This is a genomic window from Bradyrhizobium erythrophlei, assembly GCF_042430365.1.
In the GTDB taxonomy this organism is placed as follows: Bacteria; Pseudomonadota; Alphaproteobacteria; order Rhizobiales; family Xanthobacteraceae; genus Bradyrhizobium; species Bradyrhizobium erythrophlei.
Genome location: NZ_JBHMET010000039.1, coordinates 13,351 through 36,553 on the forward strand (window position 1 = coordinate 13,351; position 23,203 = coordinate 36,553).

Sequence of the window (23,203 nt, forward strand, 5' to 3'; positions counted from 1 at the left end):
AGCGCCGCTACTTCGCCGGCGGCACCAGATAAACTTTCCATACCGTCAACGGGCCGGGATGGCCGCCGAAGAAGCGCTGCGTGGTCATCACCAGCGGCTCGGCATCCCTGGCATGCTCGGCCATCCACGCCTCACACGGCTTCAGGAAGATCGGATCGGTGGTGTCGCAGACGCCGATGAAGCCGAGGCGTTTGGCGTCATCGAGCGAGATCAGTCCCGATGACACTTCGTTGGGCGTGATCGCGGCCGGATGATCGGGACTGTAGAACGTCATCGGCTCGCTGATATCGGTGCGCGCCGCGACCACCGCCCAGCGCGAATGGAATTTGCTGTGCCAGGTCCCGGTCAGCTCGCGCGCAAGCTCCGAACGCGCGAAATAGGTCGAGGCGCCATTGTGGCTCGACGCCATCTCCTGCCTCGCGATGCTCGGCGCCGCGAACAGCATGACGATCGTGATCACGAGCCAGATCGCGGTGATGGTGAACAGCGCCATCAGCGGAACCCGCACGCGGGGGATCGCGACCAGCGCGAGCGGCACCAGGAAGAACAGCGGGATGCCCCAATCGGTCTTGATATAGACCGTGAACGCGAGTGCGCCGAGCGGCGGCCCGATCGCGACGATGGCCTGAATGATCCAGACGTTGAGCGCCTGCGCAAGGTTGACGCCCGGGTTCGGCCCGCGCGACCAGATCCGCGCCAGCGCGGCCGCTGGCCGCCAGGTCGACGAGCCCAGCGACAGCGCCAGCAGGCCGAGCAGGACCGGAGCGGCGAGCAGCGCAAGATTGTGCCCGATATAGCCGATCACGAGCTGCACGTTGAGCGCGCGGCTCGACAGTGAATAGACGTCGCCGGCATAGGTGAACGGCGTGAAGCTGACCTCCTCCAGCCAGACCAGATGCGGAAGCATCGCGACGATCATCGTGCCGATCGCAACCCACGGCGCCGGCGAGCGCAGGAACGCAAGCCGCTGCGGATGGATCAAGGCCGCAAGACCGACGGCGCCGATCACCGTCACCACCCAGTATTTCGTCATCAGCGCCAGCGCGCTGGCAAAGCCGAGCCACAGCCCGGATTTCACGTTGCGCTTTTCGAACGCATTCAGATAGGCCAGCACCAGGAGCGGCAGCGGCACGAGCTGCACGAGGTCGGCGTTGTACTTGAAGCCCTTGAAATTGAAGATCGGGTAGAGCGCGAGCATCACCACCATGAAGAACGCGCGGCGGCGGTCGACGACACGGAGCGCGATCAGCCAGCAGGCGACGAGCGCAAAGCTCACGGTCGTCATCGCAAGCGCGTAAGCGGACCAATTGGTGACCGGGAAGATCCTGAACCAGACACCGGCGATCCATCCCGAGAGCGGTGGATGCTTGCCATAGCCGAGCAGGAAGCGCTGACCCCAGGCATAGGCTTCCGCGACGTCCATGTGAACGTCCTGCGCGGCCTTGAGCTTGACCAGGATCAGCGTCCACAGCACCGCATGGATCAGCGCAAAGCCGATCACGAGCCACACGCCGGTCCGCGGATCGACGGCGCGCGAGGCGAGCCACGCCGCCAGCCGGCGCACGGTCGGCCGGCGCCTCGCGCGCGATGCGGCGGGTAGGTAGGAAGCAGTCGACATGGCTTGTGCGTAGCGCGTTTTTGACGACGACGAAATCAGCTTGGCGTGAACGAGGGGCTGAAGCGGGGCGAACGGTCCAAGGCCCGCGAAACAGCCGCTGATTCGCCCGTCACACCCCCGCAAAATACCGCAATATGGTTGCCCGCGCGGGGGTGCGGATGCTATCCCGCGCCCCATGACAACCGCCCCGATTTCCAACATCCGCAACTTCTCCATTGTCGCCCATATCGACCATGGCAAATCGACCTTGGCCGACCGCCTGATCCAGATGACGGGCGGGCTGTCGGATCGCGAAATGGCGGGCAAGGAACAGGTGCTCGATTCCATGGATATCGAGCGCGAGCGCGGCATCACCATCAAGGCGCAGACCGTCCGGCTGAACTACCGCGCCAAGGACGGCAAGGACTACATCTTCAACCTGATGGACACGCCCGGCCATGTCGACTTCGCCTACGAGGTCTCGCGGTCGCTGGCGGCCTGCGAGGGTTCCCTCCTGGTGGTCGACGCGAGCCAGGGCGTCGAGGCGCAGACGCTCGCCAACGTCTACCAGGCGCTCGACAACAATCACGAGATCGTGCCGGTCCTGAACAAGGTCGATCTGCCGGCCGCCGAGCCCGAGAAGGTGAAGCAGCAGATCGAGGACGTGATCGGCATCGATGCGTCGGATGCCGTGATGATCTCGGCCAAGACCGGCGTCGGCGTGCCCGACGTGCTGGAGGCCATCGTCACCCGCCTGCCGCCGCCGAAGGGCGACCGCGACGCGACCCTGAAGGCGCTGCTGGTCGACAGCTGGTACGACGTCTATCTCGGCGTCGTGGTGCTGATCCGCGTCGTCGACGGCGTGATGAAGAAGGGTAGCCGCATCCGCATGATGGGCACGGGCGCGGCCTATGACATCGAACGCGTCGGCTTCTTCACGCCCAAGATGCAGCAGGTCGATGAGCTCGGCCCCGGCGAGATCGGCTTCATCACCGCGGCGATCAAGGAAGTCGCCGACACCCGGGTCGGCGACACCATCACCGACGACCGGAAGCCGGTGTCGGAAATGCTGCCGGGCTTCAAGCCCGCCATTCCGGTCGTGTTCTGCGGCCTGTTCCCGGTCGACGCCGACGACTTCGAAACGCTGCGCGCCGCGATGGGCAAGCTCAGGCTGAACGACGCGAGCTTCTCCTTCGAGATGGAGACCTCGGCCGCGCTCGGCTTTGGCTTCCGCTGCGGCTTCCTCGGCCTGTTGCATCTGGAGATCATCCAGGAGCGGCTGTCGCGCGAATTCGACCTCAACCTGATCGCGACCGCGCCGAGCGTGATCTACAAGATGAGGCTCACCGACGGCACCGAGCTCGAGATCCACAATCCGGTAGACATGCCCGACGTGGTGAAGATCGCCGAGATCGACGAGCCGTGGATCGAGGCGACGATCCTTACCCCCGACGAATATCTCGGCAGCGTTCTGAAGCTATGCCAGGACCGCCGTGGTGCGCAGAAGGAGCTCACCTACGTCGGCTCGCGCGCGATGGTGAAATACGACCTGCCGCTCAACGAAGTGGTGTTCGACTTCTACGACCGCCTGAAATCGGTCTCGAAGGGCTATGCCTCGTTCGACTATCATTTGACCGACTACAAGCCGGCCGATCTCGTCAAGATGCAGATCCTCGTCAACGCCGAGCCGGTCGATGCGCTCTCGATGCTCGTCCATCGCACCCGCGCCGAAGGCCGCGGCCGCGCCATGGTCGAGAAGATGAAGGAATTGATCCCGCCGCACATGTTCCAGATCCCGATCCAGGCGGCGATCGGCGGCAAGGTGATCGCCCGCGAAACCGTGCGCGCGCTGCGCAAGGACGTCACCGCGAAATGCTACGGCGGCGACATCACGCGCAAGCGGAAACTGCTGGAGAAGCAGAAGGAAGGCAAGAAGAAGATGCGGCAGTTCGGCAAGGTCGACATCCCGCAGGAAGCCTTCATTGCCGCGCTGAAGGTGGATAGCTGAGGCTACTCCGCAACGGCACGCTTGATGCCGTCGCCACCGCGACAAGGTTGAAGCGCACCTCGATTTGAATCGCGCTTGAACGGCGAGCCGACTATGCTGCGGCAATGTCGCGCAAATTGTTCGTATCGATCATCATCCTCCTGTCACTGCTGCCGGCCGTGACGTCGGCCGCGCCTGCGCACAAGCGAAACGCCGCGCGCTGGCACGGCTACGGCTTCCTGCCCGGCTATCGTCAGCCGCCCATCAACACCGTTCCGGTGTTTGGTGCGCGCGGCGCGGCCCGTGGCCTGCCGGATTACTCGCCGCGCTATTGGTATGGCGGCGACCTATACTATTTCGGCCGGCCCGGATTCTATCGCGGGCGCTACAATGGCGGCAGCTTCGGTCCGTGCTGGACCTGGACGCCGATCGGGCGGATGTGGAATTGCGGGTAGGAGCGCGAAAGCGTGCTGCGCCCGGATTGCCCTCTCACACCCAGCGCCGCACCCGCGCGGTGTAGTCGTCATAGGACGCGCCGAACTGGCGGCGCATCTTGGCTTCCTCGAAGGGAATGTGGACCCAATTGGTTGTCGCGAACACGGCGATCGGGGCCAGGAACATCGGCCAGGCGCCGACCCATAGCGCAATGCCGAGCGCGAGAAGCACGAGGCCGAGATACATCGGGTTACGGGTGAACCGGTAGGGACCGCTGGTGACCAGCGTGCGATTGGCTGGCGAGGTCGGCTCGATTTCGGTCCCCTCGCGCCGGAACAGGACGAGCGCCCACACCGGCGGAACGAACGCGATTACCACCAGCGCCATTCCGAGCGGCGGAAGCGGCAGGCCAGACGGCCGCGGCCAGCCGAGCGACCAACTCAGGGCCGCGCCGAGCAGGAGATAGATCAACGTCCAGATCGGTGGCGGGAGCTTGAGCATGGCGATGCTCCATCGGCGTCTCGGCTGCTGTTGCGGCGTGCTGCTACCGCAACAATTTGTTCGCTTTGGGTCCGCTGCGCGGCCCGTTCAGCCACGCATCACGCGGCCAAGAGCCGACCACATCGTCGCGAGATGGCTGATCTGCAACGGTGTCACCCCACCTTGCCCTCTCTCCACGGATAGGTCACCATCCCCTACCCGCCCATAAGAAGGCAAAGGGGACGAGGAACGCATGAACAGGCCGCAGGGTTTCGACCTCGTCGAGCGGGCACGCGCGCTCCAGCCGCTCATCATCAGCGAAGCCGACGAGATCGAGCGGACGCGGCGGTTGACGCCGGCGGTCACCTCGGCCCTGGTCGAGAACGGGCTCTATCGCGCGCTATTGCCGCGAAGCTTTGGCGGCGCCGAGGCCCCGCTCGATATTTTCATGCAGATGCAAGAGGAGATCGCCAAGGCCGATGCGTCGACGGCCTGGTGCCTCGGCCAGTGCGGCGTCTGCGCCATGACCGCTGCCTATCTCGAACCCGATGCCGCCAACGAGATCTTCAACGTCGCGCCCGGCATCCTGGCCTGGGGCGCGATCGCGCACGAGGTCCGCGCCGAGCCCGGCGGTTATCGGGCGAGCGCGCGCTGGGATTTTGCCTCCGGCTCGCGGCAGGCAAGCTGGCTCGGCGCCCATGTCCGTGTCGTCGAGGCAGACGGTTCACCGCGCAAGAAGCCGGACGGCTCGCTGGAGATCCGCACCATCCTGTTCCCGATGACTTCGGCCACCATGCACGATGTCTGGGACGTGATCGGGTTGAAGGGCACCGGCACCGATTCCTATTCGGTCGAGGACCTCTTCATTCCGGAGACATTCGCCGCGCTGCGCGACGATCCCGCGGCGTGCCGCGAGCCCGGACCGCTCTACAAGCTCTCGACCAACATGGTATTCAGCATGGGCTTTGCCGCCACCTCGCTCGGCGTGGCCCGCGCCACGCTCGATGCGGCGACCGAGCTTGCGCGCGGCAAGACGCCCCAGGGGCTGAAGGCGATGCGCGACAACAACGCCGTGCAGGGCCTGATCGGCCGCACCGAGGCGAGCCTGCGCGCCGCGCGCGCCTATCTCTACGCCACGGCCAACGACGTCTGGCGCGACCTGTCGCGCGGCGAGCCAATCACCGAGGCGCATCGCGTCGCGATCCGCATCGCCTCGACCTGGACCATCCATCAATCGGCCGCGGTGGTCGACATCGCCTACCACATGGCCGGCGCCACCGCGGTGTTTGCCAAGAATCCGTTCGAGCGCCGCTTCCGCGACATGCATGCGATCGCGCAGCAGATCCAGGCCCGCGACACGCAATACGAGGACGCCGGCAAGGCGATCCTGACCGGCAACCTCGCCGCGCCGCCGACGACGCGCTAGCCGGACGGTACCAAAGTAATAGCGGGCCGCACTGCCGCGGTAGAAATACGGGCCGCGACGGCGGCAGTTGTTAAGCTTTTTCTGAGACTTTGCGGACTCGTTACTGCCTGGAGTCCCGCCAGTCCCATGTTCAAGATTCGATCGATTGCCGCCCGCCTGATCCTTGCCATTTCACTGACCGTCGCGGTAGCCTGCGCCATCCTCGGCGGCTTCTCCATCAGCCAGCAGCGCGCACTGACCCGGCTGGCGCTCGATCAGCAGCTCAAGCTGCAATATGACAGCGTGATTGCAGCGATCGATTATGAGGGCCGCGCCGCGCTTGCGGTCAGCTCCGCGATCGCCGCGCTGCCGCCGGTCGGCGACGCCATCGTCAAGGACAATCGCGAAGCACTGGCCGCGCTGCTCGGCGACGCCAACAAGGCGCTGAAGGAGCAGGGCATCCCGCTGATCACCTTCCAGGTGCCGCCGGCGACGTCGTTCTATCGCGTGCATGAGCCGAAGGTCTTCGGCGACGACGTCTCGGGCCGCCGCGTGACCGTGGTCGAGGCGATCAAGAGCGGCAGGTCGATCGTCGGCGTCGAGCCCGGCCGCGAGGCGCTCAACATTTTCGGCCTGACCCCGATCATGCGCGACGGCAAGAGCATCGCCAATGTCGACGTCGGCGCCGCCTTCGGCAAGGAATTCGTCGACCGCGCCAAGAAGCGCTTCGGCATCGACCTCGCGGTGCATTCCTTCGACGGCCAGAGCTTCCGGCGGCTGTCCTCGACCTTCGGCAACACCGTCGTGGCGACCCAGGACGAGCTCAAGAGCGTGATGAACGGCTCCGCATTGCTGCGCGACGCCACGCTCGACGGCCATGCGGTCGAGCTCTATCTCGGGCAGATCAAGAACTACGCCGGCCAGCCGGTCGCGGTGCTCGAGATCATCAAGGACACCACCGAATATGAAGCGGCCGCCGCGAGCGCGCAGCGCAATTTGATCCTCGGCACGATCGCGATCCTGGCAGGCGCAGTGCTGCTCGCCTTCCTGCTCGGCCGCGGCCTGTCGCGGCCGCTCGCCGCTATCACCGCGGTGATGAACCGCCTCTCGGCCGGCGACACCGACGTCGCGATTCCCGGCAGCGAGCGCCGCGACGAGCTCGGCACCATGGCCAAGGCGGTCGACGTGTTCCGCCAAAGCATGATCGAAGCCGGCAGCTTGCGCGCGGCGCAGGAGACCGACAAGGCGAAGGCCGAGGCGGAGAAGCAGGCGCTGCAGCGACAAATGGCCGACCGCTTCGAGGCCGACGTCAAGGGCGTGGTCGCCGCGGTGGCGCGCGCCACCAAGGACATGGAGCGCGCGGCTGGCGACATCACGACCAGCGTCAACGGCACCTCCGCGGAGGCCGCCGCCGCAGCCGCCGCCTCCGAGCAGGCCTCGACCAGCGTCAGCACGGTCGCCGCCGCGACCGAGGAGCTCGCCTCGTCCGTCAGCGAGATCGGCCGTCAGGTCACCCATTCGAGCCAGGTCGCCGACAACGCCGTGGTCAAGGCGCGGCAGACCACCGAGATGGTGGAAAGCCTCGCCGCCGCCGCCGAGAAGATCGGCGACGTGCTCCGCCTGATCAGCGCGATCGCGAGCCAGACCAATCTGCTGGCGCTCAACGCCACGATCGAGGCGGCGCGCGCCGGCGAAGCCGGCCGCGGCTTTGCCGTCGTCGCCTCCGAAGTGAAGGAGCTCGCGAGCCAGACCGCGAAGGCGACCGAGGAGATCGCCGGCCAGGTCACCGCGATCCAGTCGGCGACCGGAGACTGCGTCACCGCGATCGGCGGCATCAGCGACACCATCCGCGAGATCAGCGGCATCGCCACCACGATCGCCGCCGCCGTCGAGGAGCAGGGCTCGGCGACGCGCGAGATCGCGCGCAGCGTGCAGCAGGTTTCGGCCGGCACCGGCCAGGTGTCGAACAATGTCGCCGGCGCCAGCCGTGCCGCGGACCAGTCCCGCGCGCTGGCGGGCAATGTGCAGGTCGCCTCCGGCGAGCTCGGCCAGCAGGCCGGCGCGCTGATGCAAAGCGTGGACACCTTCCTCGCCGGCCTGCGCAACGCCGCCTAAGCGCTCTGCTGCGCCGACGCGGCGGCCTTGAGATCGTCGGCAACGAGCTCCATCAGCGCGACCTTCGAGGCCCGGCGGTCGCGCACCAATTTGCCCCTGATCATCGGCATCATCATCCGCACCACGGTCTGCGCGACCTGGTTGTCGCTCTGTGGCCGCGCGCAGCGAAGCACAAGACGGGTGCCGCCATTGTCCAGCGGCGTGAACTCCGCGGTCTCCCGCACCACCGTGCCGAGCGGAGTGTGGATGTGATAGGTGACGTAGTCGAACGGCCGCCAGTCCACGACGTCATGGACGGTGGTCTCCTTGCCGTGGGCGCAGTGCTGGGTGGCACCGAGGCCGACCCGGCCGCGCGCGAGCCCGGTCATGGTCATGCCATCGATGCCCTGCTGCCAGCGTACCTTCCGCGCGACGTCGGTGACGTAGGACCAGGCCACCGCCGGCGGCACCGGCAGCTCGCATTCCATGATCTCGAACGCCAGCGGTTCGTCATGCCGCACGGCGATCCGCCGCGCGCCGCGCCAGGCCGCAAACACCGGTGCGAGGTCATAGACGAAGCAGACGGTGTCGCCGAACTCGCTGCTCGGCTCGACGTGACGGACGGTGTCGGCGAAGAACTCGGGCAGACCGATCGCGTCGGCGGCCTGCTCGGTGACCAGCGCATAGGCCTTGATGCCGGTCGCCTTGGTCACCGAGTTCTTCATCAGACGGTGCAGGCGGATCACCTCCGCGCCCTGCAGCTCGGTGCGCCCGGCGAGCGTCTGCATGGCATAGGTGCCGTGATGCAGGAAGAACTTCAGGTCGAGCTGCCCCATGTTGCGGCAGGCATTGCAGGTGCAGGTGGTGTTGAGCCGCATCGCCGCCAGCGTGTTGGCGAAGCTGCAATAGACCCGCTCGATCGCATCGAGTGGGAACTGCCGCTGCGGCAGGTCGGTGTCGGGCAGATAGGCCAGCACCGCGTCACCCTGCAGGTTTGACAGCACGATCGGCGCGCGGATCTCGGCGAAGATGCTCTTGAACAGCCCATCGAGCACGCCCTGGGCGTGCTCGAGCTCCGAGCTGGTCAGGAACATCGTGTAGCCGGTGATGTCGGCGATAAGAAGAAAGCCCTTCTGTGCCACGGCCAGAACCCTTCGGTCGACGAGGCGAGCTACGGGCAGACTAGCAGATGGTTGCAGCAGCAAAATAGCGCGAAATCGACTGACGGCCGGCGGCGAGAACGGCCCGCCTTGCGGGTGGGCGGGCGCGGCCTTCCGCCAGACCGGCGGACAACCTATTTACCTGGCGCAACCCCACGTGGAGTCCGCCATGCCCAAGCCGGCCCGACGATCGACCAGCCATTCGCGCGCAGGCAAGCCCGATCCTGCGGGGGCACTGTTCGGCGGCTACCCGGCGCCGGTCAAGGCGAAGCTACTGGCGCTGCGCCGGCTGATCCTCGACACCGCGAAGGCGACCAGGGGCGTCGGCGCCCTCGAGGAGACGCTGAAATGGGGACAGCCGAGCTACCTCACGGCGGAGACGGGCAGCGGCAGCACCATCCGGATCGATCAGGTGAAACCGGCGACGGACCAGTATGCGGTCTACTTCCATTGCCAGACCAATCTGGTCGAGACGTTTCGCGAGCTCGATCCCGAGCTCCGCTACAGCGGCAACCGCGCGATCCTGCTCAACGTCGCCGACAAGGTCCCGGAGACCGCGCTGCGCCACTGCGTCGCGCTGGCGCTGACCTATCACCTGAACAAGCGGAAGACGGGTCGCGAAACGTAACCCCACCGTCATTGCGAGGAGCTCGCGACAAAATTGCAAAGCATTTTTGCGCTGAGGCGACGAAGCAATCCATCGTTCCGCATATGTGGAAAGATGGATTGCTTCGCTTCACTCGTAATGACGGAGAGTTGGCAGCCCGCCTTACGCCACCAGCTGCGCCTCGCCGCGCTGCGCCTGTAGCAGGCTCACGATGTCGGCATGCGGCCGGGCGCGGCTGAACAGGAAGCCCTGGCCCTCGTGGCAGCCCTCGGCGCGCAGGCAGCTCAACTCGGCCTCGGTCTCGACGCCCTCGGCGGTGATGGTGACGCCAAGCCCCATGCCGAGACTGATGATCGAGCGCACGATCGCCTGCGCATCACGGTTGGAGCCGAGATCGCGCACGAAGGACTGATCGATCTTGATCTTGTCGAACGGGAAGCTGCGCAGGTAGCTCAGGCTCGAATACCCCGTGCCGAAATCATCCATCGAGATACGGACGCCAAGCGCCCGCAGCGCGTGCAGCGTGGCCAGCACCTGACTGCTCTTTTCCAACAGCAGCGTCTCGGTAATCTCGAGCTCGAGCCGGCGCGGCGGCAGGCCGGACTGCTTGAGCGCGTCGGTCACCAGCGAGAGCAAATTGCCGGTGCGGAACTGCAGCGGCGACAAATTGACCGCGACGCGAACGTCGTCGGGCCATTGCGCCGCATCCACGCAGGCGTGGCGCAGCATCAACCCGCCGAGCGGATTGATCAGTCCGGTCTCTTCGGCGACCGGGATGAACTCGCCCGGCGAGATCATGCCGCGCTCGGGATGCGGCCAGCGCACCAGGGCCTCGAAGCCGGTGATGCGGCCACTCTTCAGATCGACCAACGGCTGATAGTACGGCCGCAACCCCTCATTCTGGATCGCATCGCGCAGGTCGATCTCGATCTTGCGGCGGCTCTGCGCGCGGGCGTCCATTTCCGCCTCGAAGAAGGAGAAGGTGCCGCGGAATTCGCTCTTGGCACGCGACAGCGCCATGTCGGCGCTCTTCAACAGCTTCTCGGAATCGTCGCCGTCGCCGGGCGACATCGCGATCCCGATGCTGGCGCCGATCACCACCGAGTGCGCTTCGATCAGATAGGGTTCGCCGATCGCCGCCAGGATGCGCTTTGCCAGCAACACCGCATCTTCCGGCCGCCCGACGCCGTTCTGCACGATGGTGAACTCGTCGGAGTTGAGGCGGGCCAACACGTCTTCCTCGCGCAGTGTCGAGCGTAGCCGCTTGGCCACCCCGCGCAATAGCTTGTCGCCGATGCCGTGGCCGAGCGTGTCGTTGACCGCCTTGAAATTGTCGAGCCCAAGCATCAGCACGGCGACCTTGTCGGAGTTGCGGCGGTTGTGCAGCAGGATATCGTCCATCTGCTGGCGCAGCAGGTTGCGGTTCGGCAGGCCGGTCAGGCCGTCATGCTGGGCCATGAAGGCAAGCCGCGCCTCGGCGCGCTTGCGTTCGGTGATGTCCATCAGCGCGAGCAGCATGGCCGGCTGGTCGCCATGCATCAACTGGCGCGAATAGATCGCGAGATCGATCAGCGTGCCGTCAGCGCGCACATGCTTCCAGGTCCGCGCCACCTGCTCGTCGCTCGTGTGCTCCCCGACCCAGGGCAATTCGGCATCGAACGCCTGCAGGCTCTTGATCGTCAGCTTCTCGAACTCGGCGCGGCCATAGCCGTAATGCGTGATCGCGGCGTCGTTGACGCTGAGGATGCGCTCGCCGTCGAGCGCGCACACGATCATCGGCACCGGATTGCCGTCGAACAGCAGGCGGAACGATGCCTCGCGCTGCTTCAACTCGGTGATGTCGACGCGCAGGCCGACGACGCCGCCGTCCGCGGTCAGGCGCTCCTCGATCAGGATGACGCGGCCGTCGGCCAGCGCCTGCTCATGCCGCTCGCCAGGCTCGTAGAGCTTCTTGAGCCGCTCGGCGATCCACTCCTCCTCGCGGCCTTTGGCTTCGGGATAATCGCCGCGCTCGACGCCGACACGAATGGTGTCCTCTAGACGCGCGCCGTGCTCGAATAGGTCGGAGCTGCGCTTGTAGATTTCCGAGTATTTCTTGTTCCAGAGGATGTAGCGCCCCTCAGCGTCCAGGAACACGATGCCCTGCGGCAGGATGTCGATCGCCTCGCGCAGCCGCTCATGAGACTTCCGAGCCTCGGCAATCGCGGCTTCAGCCTGGGCGCGCTGGCGCACCAGTTCGCCAATTCCCGCCACTGGGCGGCGCGACTTGCCCGACAGTTTCGGTGCGGCCCTGACCGGCCGCCCCGGCAGGCGGGACGTCACGGCCCGCTTCAGTTTCTTGGTTTCCTTCGGCCGTATGCTCGGCATCGCACGCCCCACGCGCATTCCAACTCGGCGTGAGTTCTGCGATAAGTATCTGAAAAATTGGTATCTATTGGCGACTGGCTGCACCCGACGAGGTCCGACCGGTTGCCTGCTTTGAAGGCGAATTCACGCCGCAAGCGAACACGAGGCGCAGTGCACACTGCATTTCACCGTCAATCCGCACCAATGCATGGTGACGAATGCGTAAACACGCGCACGGATGCCCAACGAATGCGCGGAACGCGTCTGCTGCGCATCAACATTTGTCAACGAGCAACAGGGTTATCGCGCGGTTAAGCCACTGCGGCTTTCGTCGCATCCTGCGCGCGCCCCGCGCTCGTTCAAGATCTCGCGATGTGCGTCGCGCGCGACCAGCGCATACGAGCGACAGTGCGCGCCGGATGCAGGTGCACAGAGGCAGGCGGAGAAGCCGCGGGTCATCTTCATCCAGGCTGTGGGCGATCAAGCAAATGCGATTGATACGCGGCCCGCGTCGGTTGAATCCGTGCTAGCCTTGCGCAGACAGAGTGATCCGAATGACACCCCGCCTGCTTCTGATCCCGCTCCTGCTATCCGTCTTCGTCGCCAGCAGCGCTTCGGCATGGGCGCAGGACAAGGGCTCCGTCAATCCCAAGCCGCTGCAGCCGCTCGCCAACCCGAACGATCCGAAGATCGGCGCCAAGGAATTGTTCGCGCGCAAGCTGTTGCCGGCCGCGATGCCGCCGCGGTCGATCGGCTCCTACGCCAAGGGTTGCCTGGCCGGCGCCGCGCAGATGCCGCTCAACGGCGAGAGCTGGCAGGTGATGCGGCTGTCACGCAATCGCTACTGGGGCCACCCCGAGATGATCTCGCTGTTGAAGCGGCTCGCGGCCGGGGCGCAGAAGGACGCCGGCTGGCCCGGGATCCTGGTCGGCGACATCGGCCAGCCGCGCGGTGGACCTGCGCTCTCCGGCCACGCCAGCCATCAGATCGGGCTCGATGCCGACATCTGGCTGACGCCGATGCCCGATCGCAAATTGTCGCGCGAAGAGCGAGAAGAGACTTCCGCCGTCATGATGGTGCGCGACGATCGGCTCGATATCAATCCAAGGGTCTTCACGCCGGGACATGTGCTGGTGATCCGCGCAGCCGCGCAGGAGCCGGCGGTGCAGCGCATCTTCGTCAACGCCGCGATCAAGAAGGCGCTGTGCCGCGAGGCCAAGGGCGACCGCGGCTGGCTGTCGAAGATCCGGCCGTGGTGGGGCCACGACTACCACTTTCACATCCGCATGCGCTGTCCCGCCGGCAGTCCGGAATGCGAGGGCCAGCCATCGCAATCCGAGGATGAAGGCTGCAAGCCTGCCGACCTCGCCTACTGGTTCTCGGATGCGGTGCTGCACCCGAAGCCCCCGCCGACGCCGCCGAAACCGCGCCCGCCGATGACATTGGCGCAGCTGCCGGCCGCCTGCAAAATCGTGCTGAAGGCCGCTGACGCCAAGCAATAACATCTTCGTCAGGCGGCTATAGCCCCTCCACACGGGATTTTGCTAAGCTATGGCGCCGTCGCGCCGTAAGCGCACGTCTCCCGCCGGGACGCAGGTCCCGATCAACGTTTCACAGCCACGTCACACCGGCGCTGCATCTCTGCGCGGTCGCTGGGCATTTGCGAGGAGCCGTCATGCGCATCAGTGCACGCAACCAGATCAAGGGCACCGTCGTCGAGGTGAAGAAGGGCGCGACCACGTCTCACGTCCGCGTCGATATCGGCGGCAATGTGATGACATCGGCCATCACGAATGAGGCGGTCGACGACCTCGGCATCAAGGTGGGCGGCAAGGTCATCGTCGTGGTCAAGGCGTCCGACGTGATGATTGCGGTGGATTGAACATGCGCAAATCGCTCGTCACTGCATTGCTGTTGCTTGCTACGGCCCCCGCCTTCGCGGCGGAGGAGCCGAGCGGTTGCGACAAGTTCAAATGGCCTGTTGACTGCGAGCGCGCCGCGCTCACCACGCCCGATCGCGCCAAGCTCGCGTCGGGCAGCGAGCAGGCGGCCTTGCCGGCAACGGGCATCACGCTGGCGCTGGTCGCCCCTGGCGATGCCAAATTGCCGTCGCCGCCCGAGCGCGCGCCGAAGGAAGGCACCTTCGCCGGCTTCACCAGAATCAAGACGGCGCCGAAGGCCGGGCTCTACACCATCAGCCTCTCAGCCGGCGGCTGGGTCGACGTCGTGCAGGATGGACACGTCCTCAAACCCAGGGCGTTCAGCGGTGCGACCGATTGCGACGGTATCCGCAAGACCATGAAATACGAGCTGGCGGCGAGCCCCTTCGTGCTGCAGGTCAGCGGCACGAAGGAGAATTCGATCTCGATCGCCATCCTGCCGACGGAATAAGCGCCCGTTCGACAAACGGTCGCCTTTACCCGGGCCACCAGCCTGATATTGTTGGGCTATCGCGATATCCCCGACGACCGTAAGTCTTCCGGGGAAGAAGCGGAGCAGCGCTTCCGTCCGTCGCAATTTTCTGACCCACCCAACGCCTGACTTGCGCGTCGTTCGCGCGCAAGCTCGCACGGAGCGCGATCGATGTCTCGTCTTGCCGCACTATTCACCGCTTTCGTCATCCTGTTCGGCGCGGCGCATTCGCCCGCGGCCGCCGAGGACAAGACGCTCACCGTCTTTGCCGCGGCCTCGATGAAGAACGCGCTCGATGAGATCGACGCGGCCTTTACCGCCAAGACGGGCGTCAAGATCAGCGCCAGCTACGCCGCAAGCTCGGTCCTGGCCAAGCAGATCGAGCAGGGCGCGCCAGCCGACGTATTTATCTCCGCCGACACCGACTGGATGGACTACGCGATCAAGCAGAAGACCATCAACGAGCCGACGCGGGTCAACCTGCTCGGCAACTCGATCGTGCTGATCGCCCCGAAGGACTCCAAGATCGACAACGTCAATATCGGTCCCGGCTTCGACCTCGCCAAGCTCGCCGGCGACGGCAAGATCGCGACCGGCGACGTCAAGTCGGTGCCCGTCGGCAAGTACAGCAAGGCGGCGCTGGAGAAGCTCGGCGCCTGGCAGGCCGCCGAGCCGAAATTCGCGATGGCCGAAAGCGTGCGCGCCGCTCTGACGCTGGTGGCGCGCGGCGAGGCGGCGCTCGGCATCGTCTATTCGACCGACGCCAAGGTCGAGCCCGGCGTCAAGATCGTCGGCACCTTCCCGGCCGATTCGCATCCGGCGATCATCTATCCCCTCGCCGCGACCACGACCGCGAAGGGCGAGACAACGGACTATCTCGCCTTCCTGCGCTCCGCGGCGGCGAAGACGATCCTCGAGAAATACGGGTTCAAGTTCCTGGTCAGCCCGACGACATAACGCGCGTGTTCGAGATCACACCGGCCGAATGGACCGCGATCCTGCTTTCACTCAGGGTCGCGATCGTCGCAACGCTGTTCGCGACCCCGTTCGGGATCGCGCTCGCCTGGCTGTTGGCGCGACGCGACTTCTGGGGCAAATCGGTCGTCGATGCCGTGGTGCATCTGCCATTGGTGATACCGCCGGTCGTCACCGGCTATCTGCTGCTGCTGACCTTCGGCAAGCGCGGCCTTGTCGGCGGCTGGCTGGCCGACCATCTCGGCATCGTCTTCGCCTTCCGCTGGACCGGCGCGGCGCTCGCCTGTGGCGTGATGTCGTTTCCGCTGCTGGTGCGGCCGATCCGCCTCTCGATCGAGGCGATCGACCAGCGGCTGGAGCAGGCGGCGGAGACGCTGGGCGCGGCGCCGTGGCGGGTGTTCGCCACGGTGACGCTGCCGCTCGCTCTGCCCGGCGTGCTCGCCGGCATGGTGCTCGGCTTCGCCAAGGCGATCGGCGAGTTCGGCGCGACCATCACCTTCGTGTCCAACATCCCCGGCGAGACGCAGACGATCTCGTCCGCGATCTACTCGCTGATCCAGACGCCGGACGGCGACGCGGCGGCAATGCGCCTCGTCGTCATCTCTATCGTGATCGCAATGGCCGCGCTGATCGCCTCCGAATGGTTCGCGCGACGCGCGACGCAACGCCTGCACGGGAACTGACCATGCTGCGCGTCGACGTCAAGAAACAGCTCGGCGAATTCTCGCTTGCGGCCGCCTTCACCAGCGAAGGCCGCGTCACCGGCCTGTTCGGCGCGTCCGGTTCGGGCAAGACCTCGCTCATCAACATGATCGCCGGATTGCTGCGCCCGGACCGCGGCACCATCGCGATCGACGGTGAAACGGTCGACGACACCGAAGCCGGCATCCACGTGCCGGCCTATCGCCGCCGGATCGGCTATGTCTTCCAGGACGCGCGGCTGTTCCCGCATCTCGACGTCCGGCACAACCTCGACTACGGCCGCCGCATGAACGGCCTCGCCGACGATCCCGCGCAACGCAAGCGCATCGTCGACCTGCTCGACATCGGCGAGCTGCTCGACCGCCGCCCCGGGAAGCTATCGGGCGGCGAGCGCCAGCGCGTCGCGCTGGGGCGCGCGTTGCTGTCCCGGCCGCGGCTGTTGCTGCTGGACGAACCGCTGGGGGCGCTCGACGAGGGCCGCAAGGTCGAGATCCTGCCCTACCTGGTCCGGCTGCGGGATGAGGCCGGTATCCCGATGGTCTATGTCAGCCACGACGCGGCCGAGCTGCGCCAGCTCGCCACCCAGATCGTGATGCTCCGCCGCGGCCAGGTCACCGCATTCGGCGGTGTCAAGGTGCTGACGGCGACCTCCTAGCTGGCTGTTTCCCCCCAAGCTGGCTTAAGATGGCCAGGCTCGCTGGCTAGGCCCTGACCGGGTCATCGGATCGGGCGCATCGGGGACGACGGGTTGTGCGATTTACCGGCTGGATATTGCTGCTGATCGGCTTGCTGCTGTGCGCGACGATCGCGTGGGCTGCGCTCGGCTTCCTGTTGATGGGGGTCGGCCTGATCTCGCTGCAGGTGGCCGAGCGGGGCCGGCGGAAGGCGACTTTCGCGGTGGCCGGCGCGGCCGGCCTCGAGCTCCCCGCCAGCGGATTGCGGCCCCCGATGTTCGAGCCGGTCCCCCCGCGCGAAGCCGCCCCACAGCCGCCGCGACGCCGCGTTGCGTGGCCGGACAACCGCCCGGGCGCCGCCTATGACAAGGAGGCCTGGCGCGTTCTGGTCGAGAGCGACCCCGATCTCGCGGGGCTCGCCGCCGTCCTCGCCGACTACGGCCCGCAATATGTCGACGAGCTCGCGATCAGCTACCTGGCCGCCCCCGACAAGGGCCGGCTCGGCGCGATCGTCGACGGGATCATCGCCAGGGCGCGCGGACAGACGCTCCCGCTGCCCCCCGCCCCGCCGCCGGCCGTGCCCATGCCGGAGCCGCAGGTTGCGGCCCTGCCCGAAGACCGGCCGAGCCGCCTGCCGCCGCCGCTTCCGACCGCCCCCGCTGACGACCTCGAGGCGGCGCTGATTGCGGCCTTCGAGCAGGCATCGGCCAAGGTCACCGGGCGCGGCGACGCATCGAAGCCGGCCACGGCAGGCGAAGGACCACGGCCCGCCACCCGGCGGGAACCGGCTTTCGGCAGCGTACCCAGGCGGGACGGCGCCGCGGATCAGCCGCCCGGCCGAACGCCGCCGCCCCTGCCGGCCAGCACGCCGGCGGATCTCGAGGCCTCGCTGATTGCCGTCGTCTCTGAGGCCTCCGCCAAGCGCGCCGACCCGCCGAAGCCGGCGCAGCCGCAGGATCGTCCACCCGTCGTGGGCCGGCGCGAGCCGGACGCGCGGAGCGCGCCGAAGCAACCGACCGAGGTCCAACCGCCGCCAGCGCCCGCCACCGCACCCGCGGAGCAACTGGATGCATCGCTGCTCGCGGCACTTGCCGAAATATCCGGCGACAAGACACCCGGCAGCGCCGACCCATCAAAGCCGGCCACCGCCGCCAAGGACGCAGCCAGCCCGCCGGGCGACGATCACCTGACCGACATGATCCAAAAATTCGCGCCGGATTCGAGCTTCCTGCGCAAGCAGTGAGGCCGGCGCCAACCGGCAGCACGCCCGAACTCAGACGCCCGCCACCGACGTCCAGATGTCGGCGAGCTTGCGCTTGAGAGCCTGCGTGCGCGTCAGCGGCACGACCTTTTCCTCTTCCTCCGGCAGGCGGAGACCGACGACGTTGACGCGGCCGCCGCCGATATTGCGCGCCACCAGCACGATCTCGTCGAGCGCGAGCTCGGCGCCTTCCTTCGGCGCGCGGTCGAGATTGATGTCGAAATAATCCGCAAGCGTCAGCTTGGCCTGATGCTCGTCGACCTTGACGCCGTAGATCTCGGCGAGCTCGCCGAGCGTATGCTCGCCCGAGACCATGAAGTCGCCGAGCAGATGCGGATCGGGCGCACTCGACGGCGCCATCTCGACGAAGAAGCGATCGAGCGCCCCGGCGCGTTCCGGCGGCGCCAGCAGGTAAATGTAGTCGCCGGGCGCGACCGGATCGGCCTCGGTCGGCGTCAGGATCCGCTCGTCGCGGATCACCAGCGTCGGCTTCGACCAGGACGGGATCAGCCCGCGGCGGAAATACAGGCTCTTCGACCGCACCGGATAGCCGACCAGCTGCTGCTCCAGCTGGCCGGGCAGGTCGAGTTCGACACGCCGCGGGCCGCGTTCGGCGCGCGGCAGCGCGACATGCAGACGCCGCGCCGCCGGCGCCAGCGTCCAGCCCTGCAGCAAGAGCGAGATGATGACGACGACGAAGGCGACGTCGAAATAGAGATAGGCCTTCGACAGGCCGACCAGCATCGGGATCGAGGCGAGGAAGATCGCGACCGCGCCGCGCAGGCCGGTCCAGGCGATGAAGATCTTCTCCCGCCAGTTGAAGGGGAACGGCGCAAGGCAGATCAGAACCGCGAGCGGCCGCGCGATCAGCATCAGCGCGAATGCCACCAGCACCGCGCCGCCGGCGCTCGAGAGCAGGCGATGCGGCGACACCAGGAGACCGAGCAGCACGAACATCACGATTTGCGCCAGCCAGGTCGCCGCGTCCAGGAACGTCACCACGGAATTATGCGCGCGGGTCGGCCGGTTGCCGATGATGATACCGGCAAGGTAGACGGCGAGGAATCCCGACGCATGCGCGATCTGCGAGCCGCCGAAGATCACCAGCGCGGCTGTGGTGACGAACGGCGCGTGAAGCCCCTGCGGCAGCGCGACATAGTTCAGCGCCAGCACCACCAGCCGGCCGCCGATCACCCCGATGATGGCGCCGAGCACGGCCTCGCGCAGGAACTCCATCGCGATATGCGACGCCGAGCTTTGTCCGATCGAAATGAATTCGACCAGCATCAAGGTGAGGAAGATCGCAAACGGATCGTTGGTGCCGGATTCCGCCTCCAGCGTCGCACCGACGCGCGGACGCAGGCGCAGGCCCTGGGTGTGCACCAGCAGGAACACCGCCGCGGCGTCGGTCGAGGCGACGACGGCGCCGACCAGGAGCGACTCGGTCCAGTTGAGGTCGAGCACATAGCGGGCGACCGGCGCCGTGATCAGCGCGGTCAGCAGCACGCCGGCCGTCGCCAGAACCATCGACGGCGCGAGCACCGTGCGGATGCTGGCAAAGCGCGTCTTCAAGCCGCCGTCGAACAGGATCAGCGCCAGCGCCACCGAGCCGACCAGATAGGTGGTGCGGACGTCGTCGAACTGCAGCCCGCCCGGGCCGGAATCGCCCGCCAGCATGCCGACCAGCAAGAACACCAGCAGCAGGGGGGCGCCGAACCGCAGCGCCAACAGGCTCGAGAGGATTCCGGCCATCACCAGAACCGCGCCGAGCAGGATCGCTATACTGACCGAGTCGAGGGAAGCCATGCGCCTTCAGAAGGTGACAAACACTTGCAATTGCATCCTTATCGTCGCCACACTTGGACGCCAACCCATTTTGTGACGATAGCGGCAATGTGCCCGGTTTTACGGCCTGACATCGCCCCGACACTGTGTTGTATCGATGGTCGCGCGAATGCCTTTGTGGGATTCTGCCGATCGTTCGAATCACATTTGCCTGACCTGCTTGAATTGAGATTTTGCCGATGGACATGAGCCTGAAGGAGCTTCTGGAATCGATCCAAATGGCGGCGCGCTCGGTCGGCGCCGAGATCGCCTCGCCCTGGTTCTATCTTCAGTTCGGCATCATCCTCGCGGGCGCCGGGATCGCTTATGCGGCCGACACCGCCGTTCGTGCGCGCGTCGACATGTCGACGCTTGCCATGCGCTGGCCGTTGCCGCTCCGCCATGCCGCGCGCGTGATGGTGGCGAGCGCCTCCACCGCCATATTCGCGCTCCTGATGCTGATCTCGCGCGTTGTGATGTGGCACATGACGTGGCCGAGCCGCAGTTACCTGATCGCGGTCTCCGCCAAGCTGGCGGTGGCGTGGCTCGCCATCCGCCTCGTGACGTCGGTGATCGACAACGCCTTCATCGTCAAGCTGGTGTCGGTGTCGGCGTGGGTGGTCGCGGCACTCAGCATCATCGGCCAGCTCGATTGGGCCGCGGACACGCTGGACTCCTATGCGATCGTGGTTGCCGGCCTCAGGCTGACGCCGCTGCTGCTGATCAAGGCCGGCGCGCTGCTGATCGTGGCGCTGTGGCTGACCAACATCGCCAGCAATTTCGCCGAGAGCCGGATCTACCGCGCTACCGACCTCACCCCCTCGATCCAGGTGCTGCTGGTCAAGATCATCCGCATCGGCTTGATGGTGATCGCGGTCGTCATCGCGCTGAGCACGGTCGGCATCAACCTGTCGGCGCTTGCGGTGTTCTCCGGCGCGGTCGGCGTCGGTATCGGTATCGGCCTGCAGAAGATCGTCGCCAACTTCATCTCGGGCATCATCCTGCTCGCCGACAAATCGGTGAAGCCCGGCGACCTCGTCACTGTCGGCGACAGCCAGGGGCGCATCAGCGCGATGAAGACCCGCTACATCTCGGTCGCCGCCGGCGACGGCCGCGAGTTCCTGATCCCGAACGAGGACCTGGTGACGCAGAAAGTCACCAACTGGACCTATACCGACAAGAACACGCTGGTGAAGATCCCCTTCGCCGCCAACTACGACGCCAATCCAAGGCAGGTGTGCAAGCTCGCGATCGACACCGCCACGGCCCATCCACGCGCGACCAAGGTCAAGCCGCCGAACTGCATACTGACCGAGTTCGCCGAGGCCGGCATGCGGTTCTCGCTGACCTTCTGGATCGCCGATCCTGATGGCATGGACAATGTGAAGAGCGACGTGATGCTGGCCCTGTGGGACGCCTTCAAGCAGGAGGGCATCCGCGTGCCCTATCCGGTGCGGGAACTCCGGATTCGCGGCGGCGCGCTGCCGGTGGAGAGCGTGGTCGAGGTTTCCAGTTAGATTCAGGCGTTTGGGCATCGTCCCCATGCCCAACCTTGGCTTGCGCCGGCCGCCCCGATCATTAAATTAGGCCCTAAATCAACCCCTTCCCGGACAGAACCGCCCAGCCCATGAGCTATATCGACGCCACCGACACCTCCCTTCGCAAGACCGGCCAGATCAAGCTGCACGGCCAGAGCGGCTTTGCCGGCATGCGCAAGGCCGGCGCGCTGGTGTCGAAGTGCCTCGACGCGCTCACCGACGTCGTCAAGCCGGGCATCCCGACCTCTGTCATCGACGAGTTCGTCCGCAACTTCGCCTTCAGCCATGGCGCCTATCCGGCGACGCTGATGTATCGCGGCTACCGCTACTCGACCTGCACCTCGATCAACCACGTGGTCTGCCACGGCATGCCCGGCGACCGCCCGTTGAAGGAAGGCGACATCGTCAACATCGACGTCACCTTCATCGTCGACGGCTGGTACGGCGATTCCAGCCGGATGTACGCAATCGGCGGAATCGCGCGCAAGGCTGAGCGCCTGATCGAAATAACCTATGAGGCGATGATGCGCGGCATCGCCGCGGTGAAGCCTGGCGCCACCACCGGCGATATCGGCCACGCCATCCAGAGCTATGTCGAGCCGCAAGGCATGAGCGTGGTGCGCGACTTCTGCGGCCACGGCCTGGGGCGCCTGTTCCACGACGAGCCGAACATCATCCATATCGGCCGCCCCGGCGAGGGCGTGCCGCTGAAGCCCGGCATGTTCTTCACCATCGAGCCGATGATCAATCTCGGCAAGCCGCATGTGAAGATCCTGTCCGACGGCTGGACCGCGGTGACGCGCGACCGCTCGCTGTCGGCCCAGTTCGAGCACTCGGTCGGCGTCACCGCCGACGGCGTCGAGATCTTCACGCTGTCCGAGCGCCATGGCGAGAAGCCGTGGGTGCAGGTCTGATCAAACGACGTGTGAGCAAACGGCGTGTGATCAATCGTCCCCTCGCATGCGGCGGGTGATTTCCTCCGCTTCATAGTTCTCCCCGATCGACATCGCGCAGATGCGCGAGATGTGCACGTAAGGCAGGCCAGTCTCCTCGGCCCAGGCGTTGAACTGTGCCTGCACCTTGGCAAGATCGCGCTTCGACTTGACCTCCTCGGCGATGTCGAGGCCGGCATCGCGCAGGCAAGCGACGACGTCGCGCGACGTCACAAAGCCGTCCCAGCCGAGGAAGCGCAGCAGCATCTGCCCGGTATTGCCGCCGAGCCGGCTGCCGCGCTTGACCAGCAGATCCAGTAGGGCGACCTCGTCCGAGGACGGCCATGCGGCCAGGAATTTTCCGAAGCTGCCGTGCTCGCGCGCGATCTCCTGCACAAAGCGGCCATTGTCACGCACCGACATGATCTTGGCGCCGTTGCGCACGATCCTGGTGTCGCTGGTCAGCTTCTCCCAATATTCATCCGGCTTGAACGCGAGCTTGGCCGGGGCAAAGCCCAGAAAGGCCTCCTCGAACCCCGGCCATTTTGTGTCGATCACGCTCCAGGCGAAGCCCGCGCAGAACACCCGCTTCGTCATCTCGGCGAGCACGCGATCGTCGCCGAGCTTGGCCAGCGTCTTTGGGCTCACGACCGGCGGCAGCAGCTTTTCCAGCGCCTTGGGCCCGCCCTTGCGCTTCTCGGCGCGGGCACGGATCACTTTGAACGAGGTCACGCGGATTGCCTTTCTCGATGTCGTCAAGGCGAACGGTAGTTC

20 protein-coding genes are annotated in these 23,203 nt (G+C 66.2%); 14 read left to right on the forward strand and 6 right to left on the reverse strand.

Going from position 1 to position 23,203, the window contains the following annotated elements; genetic code table 11:
* Window positions 1-7 precede the first annotated feature (7 nt).
* Window positions 8-1,618: a glycosyltransferase family 39 protein gene (locus ACFFWD_RS06180; RefSeq protein ID WP_376962516.1), complete on the reverse strand. Its 1,611-nt coding sequence runs from the start codon at window positions 1,616-1,618 to the stop codon at window positions 8-10.
* 175 nt (window positions 1,619-1,793) lie between these two features.
* Between ACFFWD_RS06180 and lepA the strand changes: the two genes are divergently transcribed.
* Complete coding sequence (gene lepA / locus ACFFWD_RS06185; RefSeq protein WP_376962518.1) at window positions 1,794-3,605, forward strand: translation elongation factor 4; 1,812 nt, start codon at window positions 1,794-1,796, stop codon at window positions 3,603-3,605.
* 104 nt (window positions 3,606-3,709) lie between these two features.
* The gene (locus tag ACFFWD_RS06190) at window positions 3,710-4,039 is read left to right on the forward strand and encodes a hypothetical protein (protein WP_376962520.1); all 330 of its coding nucleotides are present in this window, start codon (window positions 3,710-3,712) and stop codon (window positions 4,037-4,039) included.
* A gap of 34 nt (window positions 4,040-4,073) precedes the next feature.
* Here the strand turns inward: ACFFWD_RS06190 and ACFFWD_RS06195 are convergent, their stop codons facing one another.
* Window positions 4,074-4,520 carry a methyltransferase family protein gene (locus ACFFWD_RS06195; RefSeq protein WP_376962522.1) on the reverse strand — a complete coding sequence of 149 codons (447 nt, stop codon included), beginning with the start codon at window positions 4,518-4,520 and terminating at the stop codon, window positions 4,074-4,076.
* Between the two features lie 232 nt (window positions 4,521-4,752).
* On the opposite strand from ACFFWD_RS06195, the gene ACFFWD_RS06200 reads away from it, so the two are divergent.
* Together ACFFWD_RS06200 and ACFFWD_RS06205 are read left to right on the forward strand one after the other, a co-directional pair.
* Window positions 4,753-5,925 (forward strand): acyl-CoA dehydrogenase family protein, encoded by a 1,173-nt coding sequence (locus tag ACFFWD_RS06200; protein WP_376962524.1) that lies wholly within the window; start codon window positions 4,753-4,755, stop codon window positions 5,923-5,925.
* Window positions 5,926-6,051: 126 nt separating this feature from the next.
* Entirely contained in the window at window positions 6,052-8,019 is a 1,968-nt protein-coding gene (locus ACFFWD_RS06205) for a methyl-accepting chemotaxis protein (protein ID WP_376962526.1), read from the forward strand.
* Here the strand turns inward: ACFFWD_RS06205 and ACFFWD_RS06210 are convergent.
* Window positions 8,016-9,140 (reverse strand): DUF2652 domain-containing protein, encoded by a 1,125-nt coding sequence (locus ACFFWD_RS06210; RefSeq protein ID WP_376962528.1) that lies wholly within the window; start codon window positions 9,138-9,140, stop codon window positions 8,016-8,018. The genes ACFFWD_RS06205 and ACFFWD_RS06210 overlap by 4 nt on opposite strands.
* 187 nt (window positions 9,141-9,327) lie before the next feature.
* Between ACFFWD_RS06210 and ACFFWD_RS06215 the strand changes: the two genes are divergently transcribed.
* Window positions 9,328-9,786, forward strand: coding sequence for a DUF1801 domain-containing protein (locus ACFFWD_RS06215; protein ID WP_376962530.1), 459 nt, complete (start codon window positions 9,328-9,330; stop codon window positions 9,784-9,786).
* 141 nt (window positions 9,787-9,927) lie between these two features.
* Here the strand turns inward: ACFFWD_RS06215 and ACFFWD_RS06220 are convergent, their stop codons facing one another.
* Window positions 9,928-12,132: a putative bifunctional diguanylate cyclase/phosphodiesterase gene (locus ACFFWD_RS06220; protein WP_376962531.1), complete on the reverse strand. Its 2,205-nt coding sequence runs from the start codon at window positions 12,130-12,132 to the stop codon at window positions 9,928-9,930.
* A 533-nt stretch (window positions 12,133-12,665) separates the two neighbouring features.
* On the opposite strand from ACFFWD_RS06220, the gene mepA reads away from it, so the two are divergent.
* The 7 genes from mepA to ACFFWD_RS06255 all read left to right on the forward strand — a co-directional run bounded on the left by mepA (window position 12,666) and on the right by ACFFWD_RS06255 (window position 18,117).
* Entirely contained in the window at window positions 12,666-13,613 is a 948-nt protein-coding gene (mepA, locus tag ACFFWD_RS06225; protein ID WP_376962533.1) for a penicillin-insensitive murein endopeptidase, read from the forward strand.
* 173 nt (window positions 13,614-13,786) lie between these two features.
* On the forward strand, window positions 13,787-13,993 hold the full coding sequence (locus tag ACFFWD_RS06230; RefSeq protein WP_212503554.1) for a TOBE domain-containing protein: 207 nt from the start codon (window positions 13,787-13,789) through the stop codon (window positions 13,991-13,993).
* Between the two features lie 2 nt (window positions 13,994-13,995).
* Complete coding sequence (locus ACFFWD_RS06235; RefSeq protein WP_376962535.1) at window positions 13,996-14,502, forward strand: hypothetical protein; 507 nt, start codon at window positions 13,996-13,998, stop codon at window positions 14,500-14,502.
* A gap of 192 nt (window positions 14,503-14,694) precedes the next feature.
* Complete coding sequence (gene modA / locus ACFFWD_RS06240; protein ID WP_376962537.1) at window positions 14,695-15,480, forward strand: molybdate ABC transporter substrate-binding protein; 786 nt, start codon at window positions 14,695-14,697, stop codon at window positions 15,478-15,480.
* Between the two features lie 5 nt (window positions 15,481-15,485).
* Window positions 15,486-16,181, forward strand: a complete 696-nt coding sequence (gene modB / locus ACFFWD_RS06245) for a molybdate ABC transporter permease subunit (protein ID WP_376962539.1) — start codon at window positions 15,486-15,488, stop codon at window positions 16,179-16,181.
* A 2-nt stretch (window positions 16,182-16,183) separates the two neighbouring features.
* On the forward strand, window positions 16,184-16,855 hold the full coding sequence (modC, locus tag ACFFWD_RS06250) for a molybdenum ABC transporter ATP-binding protein (protein ID WP_376962541.1): 672 nt from the start codon (window positions 16,184-16,186) through the stop codon (window positions 16,853-16,855).
* 95 nt (window positions 16,856-16,950) lie between these two features.
* Window positions 16,951-18,117, forward strand: a complete 1,167-nt coding sequence (locus ACFFWD_RS06255; protein WP_376962543.1) for a hypothetical protein — start codon at window positions 16,951-16,953, stop codon at window positions 18,115-18,117.
* Between the two features lie 30 nt (window positions 18,118-18,147).
* On the opposite strand, the gene ACFFWD_RS06260 is transcribed toward ACFFWD_RS06255, so the two are convergent.
* Complete coding sequence (locus ACFFWD_RS06260) at window positions 18,148-19,941, reverse strand: potassium/proton antiporter (RefSeq protein WP_376962545.1); 1,794 nt, start codon at window positions 19,939-19,941, stop codon at window positions 18,148-18,150.
* Between the two features lie 218 nt (window positions 19,942-20,159).
* On the opposite strand from ACFFWD_RS06260, the gene ACFFWD_RS06265 reads away from it, so the two are divergent.
* Both ACFFWD_RS06265 and map read left to right on the forward strand, forming a co-directional pair.
* The gene (locus ACFFWD_RS06265) at window positions 20,160-21,476 is read left to right on the forward strand and encodes a mechanosensitive ion channel family protein (protein WP_376962547.1); all 1,317 of its coding nucleotides are present in this window, start codon (window positions 20,160-20,162) and stop codon (window positions 21,474-21,476) included.
* Between the two features lie 110 nt (window positions 21,477-21,586).
* Complete coding sequence (gene map / locus ACFFWD_RS06270; protein WP_376962549.1) at window positions 21,587-22,411, forward strand: type I methionyl aminopeptidase; 825 nt, start codon at window positions 21,587-21,589, stop codon at window positions 22,409-22,411.
* A gap of 30 nt (window positions 22,412-22,441) precedes the next feature.
* Here map and ACFFWD_RS06275 read toward each other — a convergent pair whose 3' ends face one another.
* Window positions 22,442-23,161, reverse strand: a complete 720-nt coding sequence (locus tag ACFFWD_RS06275) for a DNA-3-methyladenine glycosylase I (RefSeq protein ID WP_376962551.1) — start codon at window positions 23,159-23,161, stop codon at window positions 22,442-22,444.
* Window positions 23,162-23,203: the final 42 nt, after the last annotated feature.

Coding starts and splice junctions, on each gene's coding strand:
- ACFFWD_RS06180 (WP_376962516.1), bottom strand. CDS start 1,618: ATGTCGACTGCTTCCTACCTACCCGCCGCATCGCGCGCGAGGCGCCGG.
- lepA (WP_376962518.1), top strand. CDS start 1,794: ATGACAACCGCCCCGATTTCCAACATCCGCAACTTCTCCATTGTCGCC.
- ACFFWD_RS06190 (WP_376962520.1), top strand. CDS start 3,710: ATGTCGCGCAAATTGTTCGTATCGATCATCATCCTCCTGTCACTGCTG.
- ACFFWD_RS06195 (WP_376962522.1), bottom strand. CDS start 4,520: ATGCTCAAGCTCCCGCCACCGATCTGGACGTTGATCTATCTCCTGCTC.
- ACFFWD_RS06200 (WP_376962524.1), top strand. CDS start 4,753: ATGAACAGGCCGCAGGGTTTCGACCTCGTCGAGCGGGCACGCGCGCTC.
- ACFFWD_RS06205 (WP_376962526.1), top strand. CDS start 6,052: ATGTTCAAGATTCGATCGATTGCCGCCCGCCTGATCCTTGCCATTTCA.
- ACFFWD_RS06215 (WP_376962530.1), top strand. CDS start 9,328: ATGCCCAAGCCGGCCCGACGATCGACCAGCCATTCGCGCGCAGGCAAG.
- ACFFWD_RS06220 (WP_376962531.1), bottom strand. CDS start 12,132: ATGCCGAGCATACGGCCGAAGGAAACCAAGAAACTGAAGCGGGCCGTG.
- mepA (WP_376962533.1), top strand. CDS start 12,666: ATGACACCCCGCCTGCTTCTGATCCCGCTCCTGCTATCCGTCTTCGTC.
- ACFFWD_RS06230 (WP_212503554.1), top strand. CDS start 13,787: ATGCGCATCAGTGCACGCAACCAGATCAAGGGCACCGTCGTCGAGGTG.
- ACFFWD_RS06235 (WP_376962535.1), top strand. CDS start 13,996: ATGCGCAAATCGCTCGTCACTGCATTGCTGTTGCTTGCTACGGCCCCC.
- modA (WP_376962537.1), top strand. CDS start 14,695: ATGTCTCGTCTTGCCGCACTATTCACCGCTTTCGTCATCCTGTTCGGC.
- modC (WP_376962541.1), top strand. CDS start 16,184: ATGCTGCGCGTCGACGTCAAGAAACAGCTCGGCGAATTCTCGCTTGCG.
- ACFFWD_RS06260 (WP_376962545.1), bottom strand. CDS start 19,941: ATGGCTTCCCTCGACTCGGTCAGTATAGCGATCCTGCTCGGCGCGGTT.
- ACFFWD_RS06265 (WP_376962547.1), top strand. CDS start 20,160: ATGGACATGAGCCTGAAGGAGCTTCTGGAATCGATCCAAATGGCGGCG.
- map (WP_376962549.1), top strand. CDS start 21,587: ATGAGCTATATCGACGCCACCGACACCTCCCTTCGCAAGACCGGCCAG.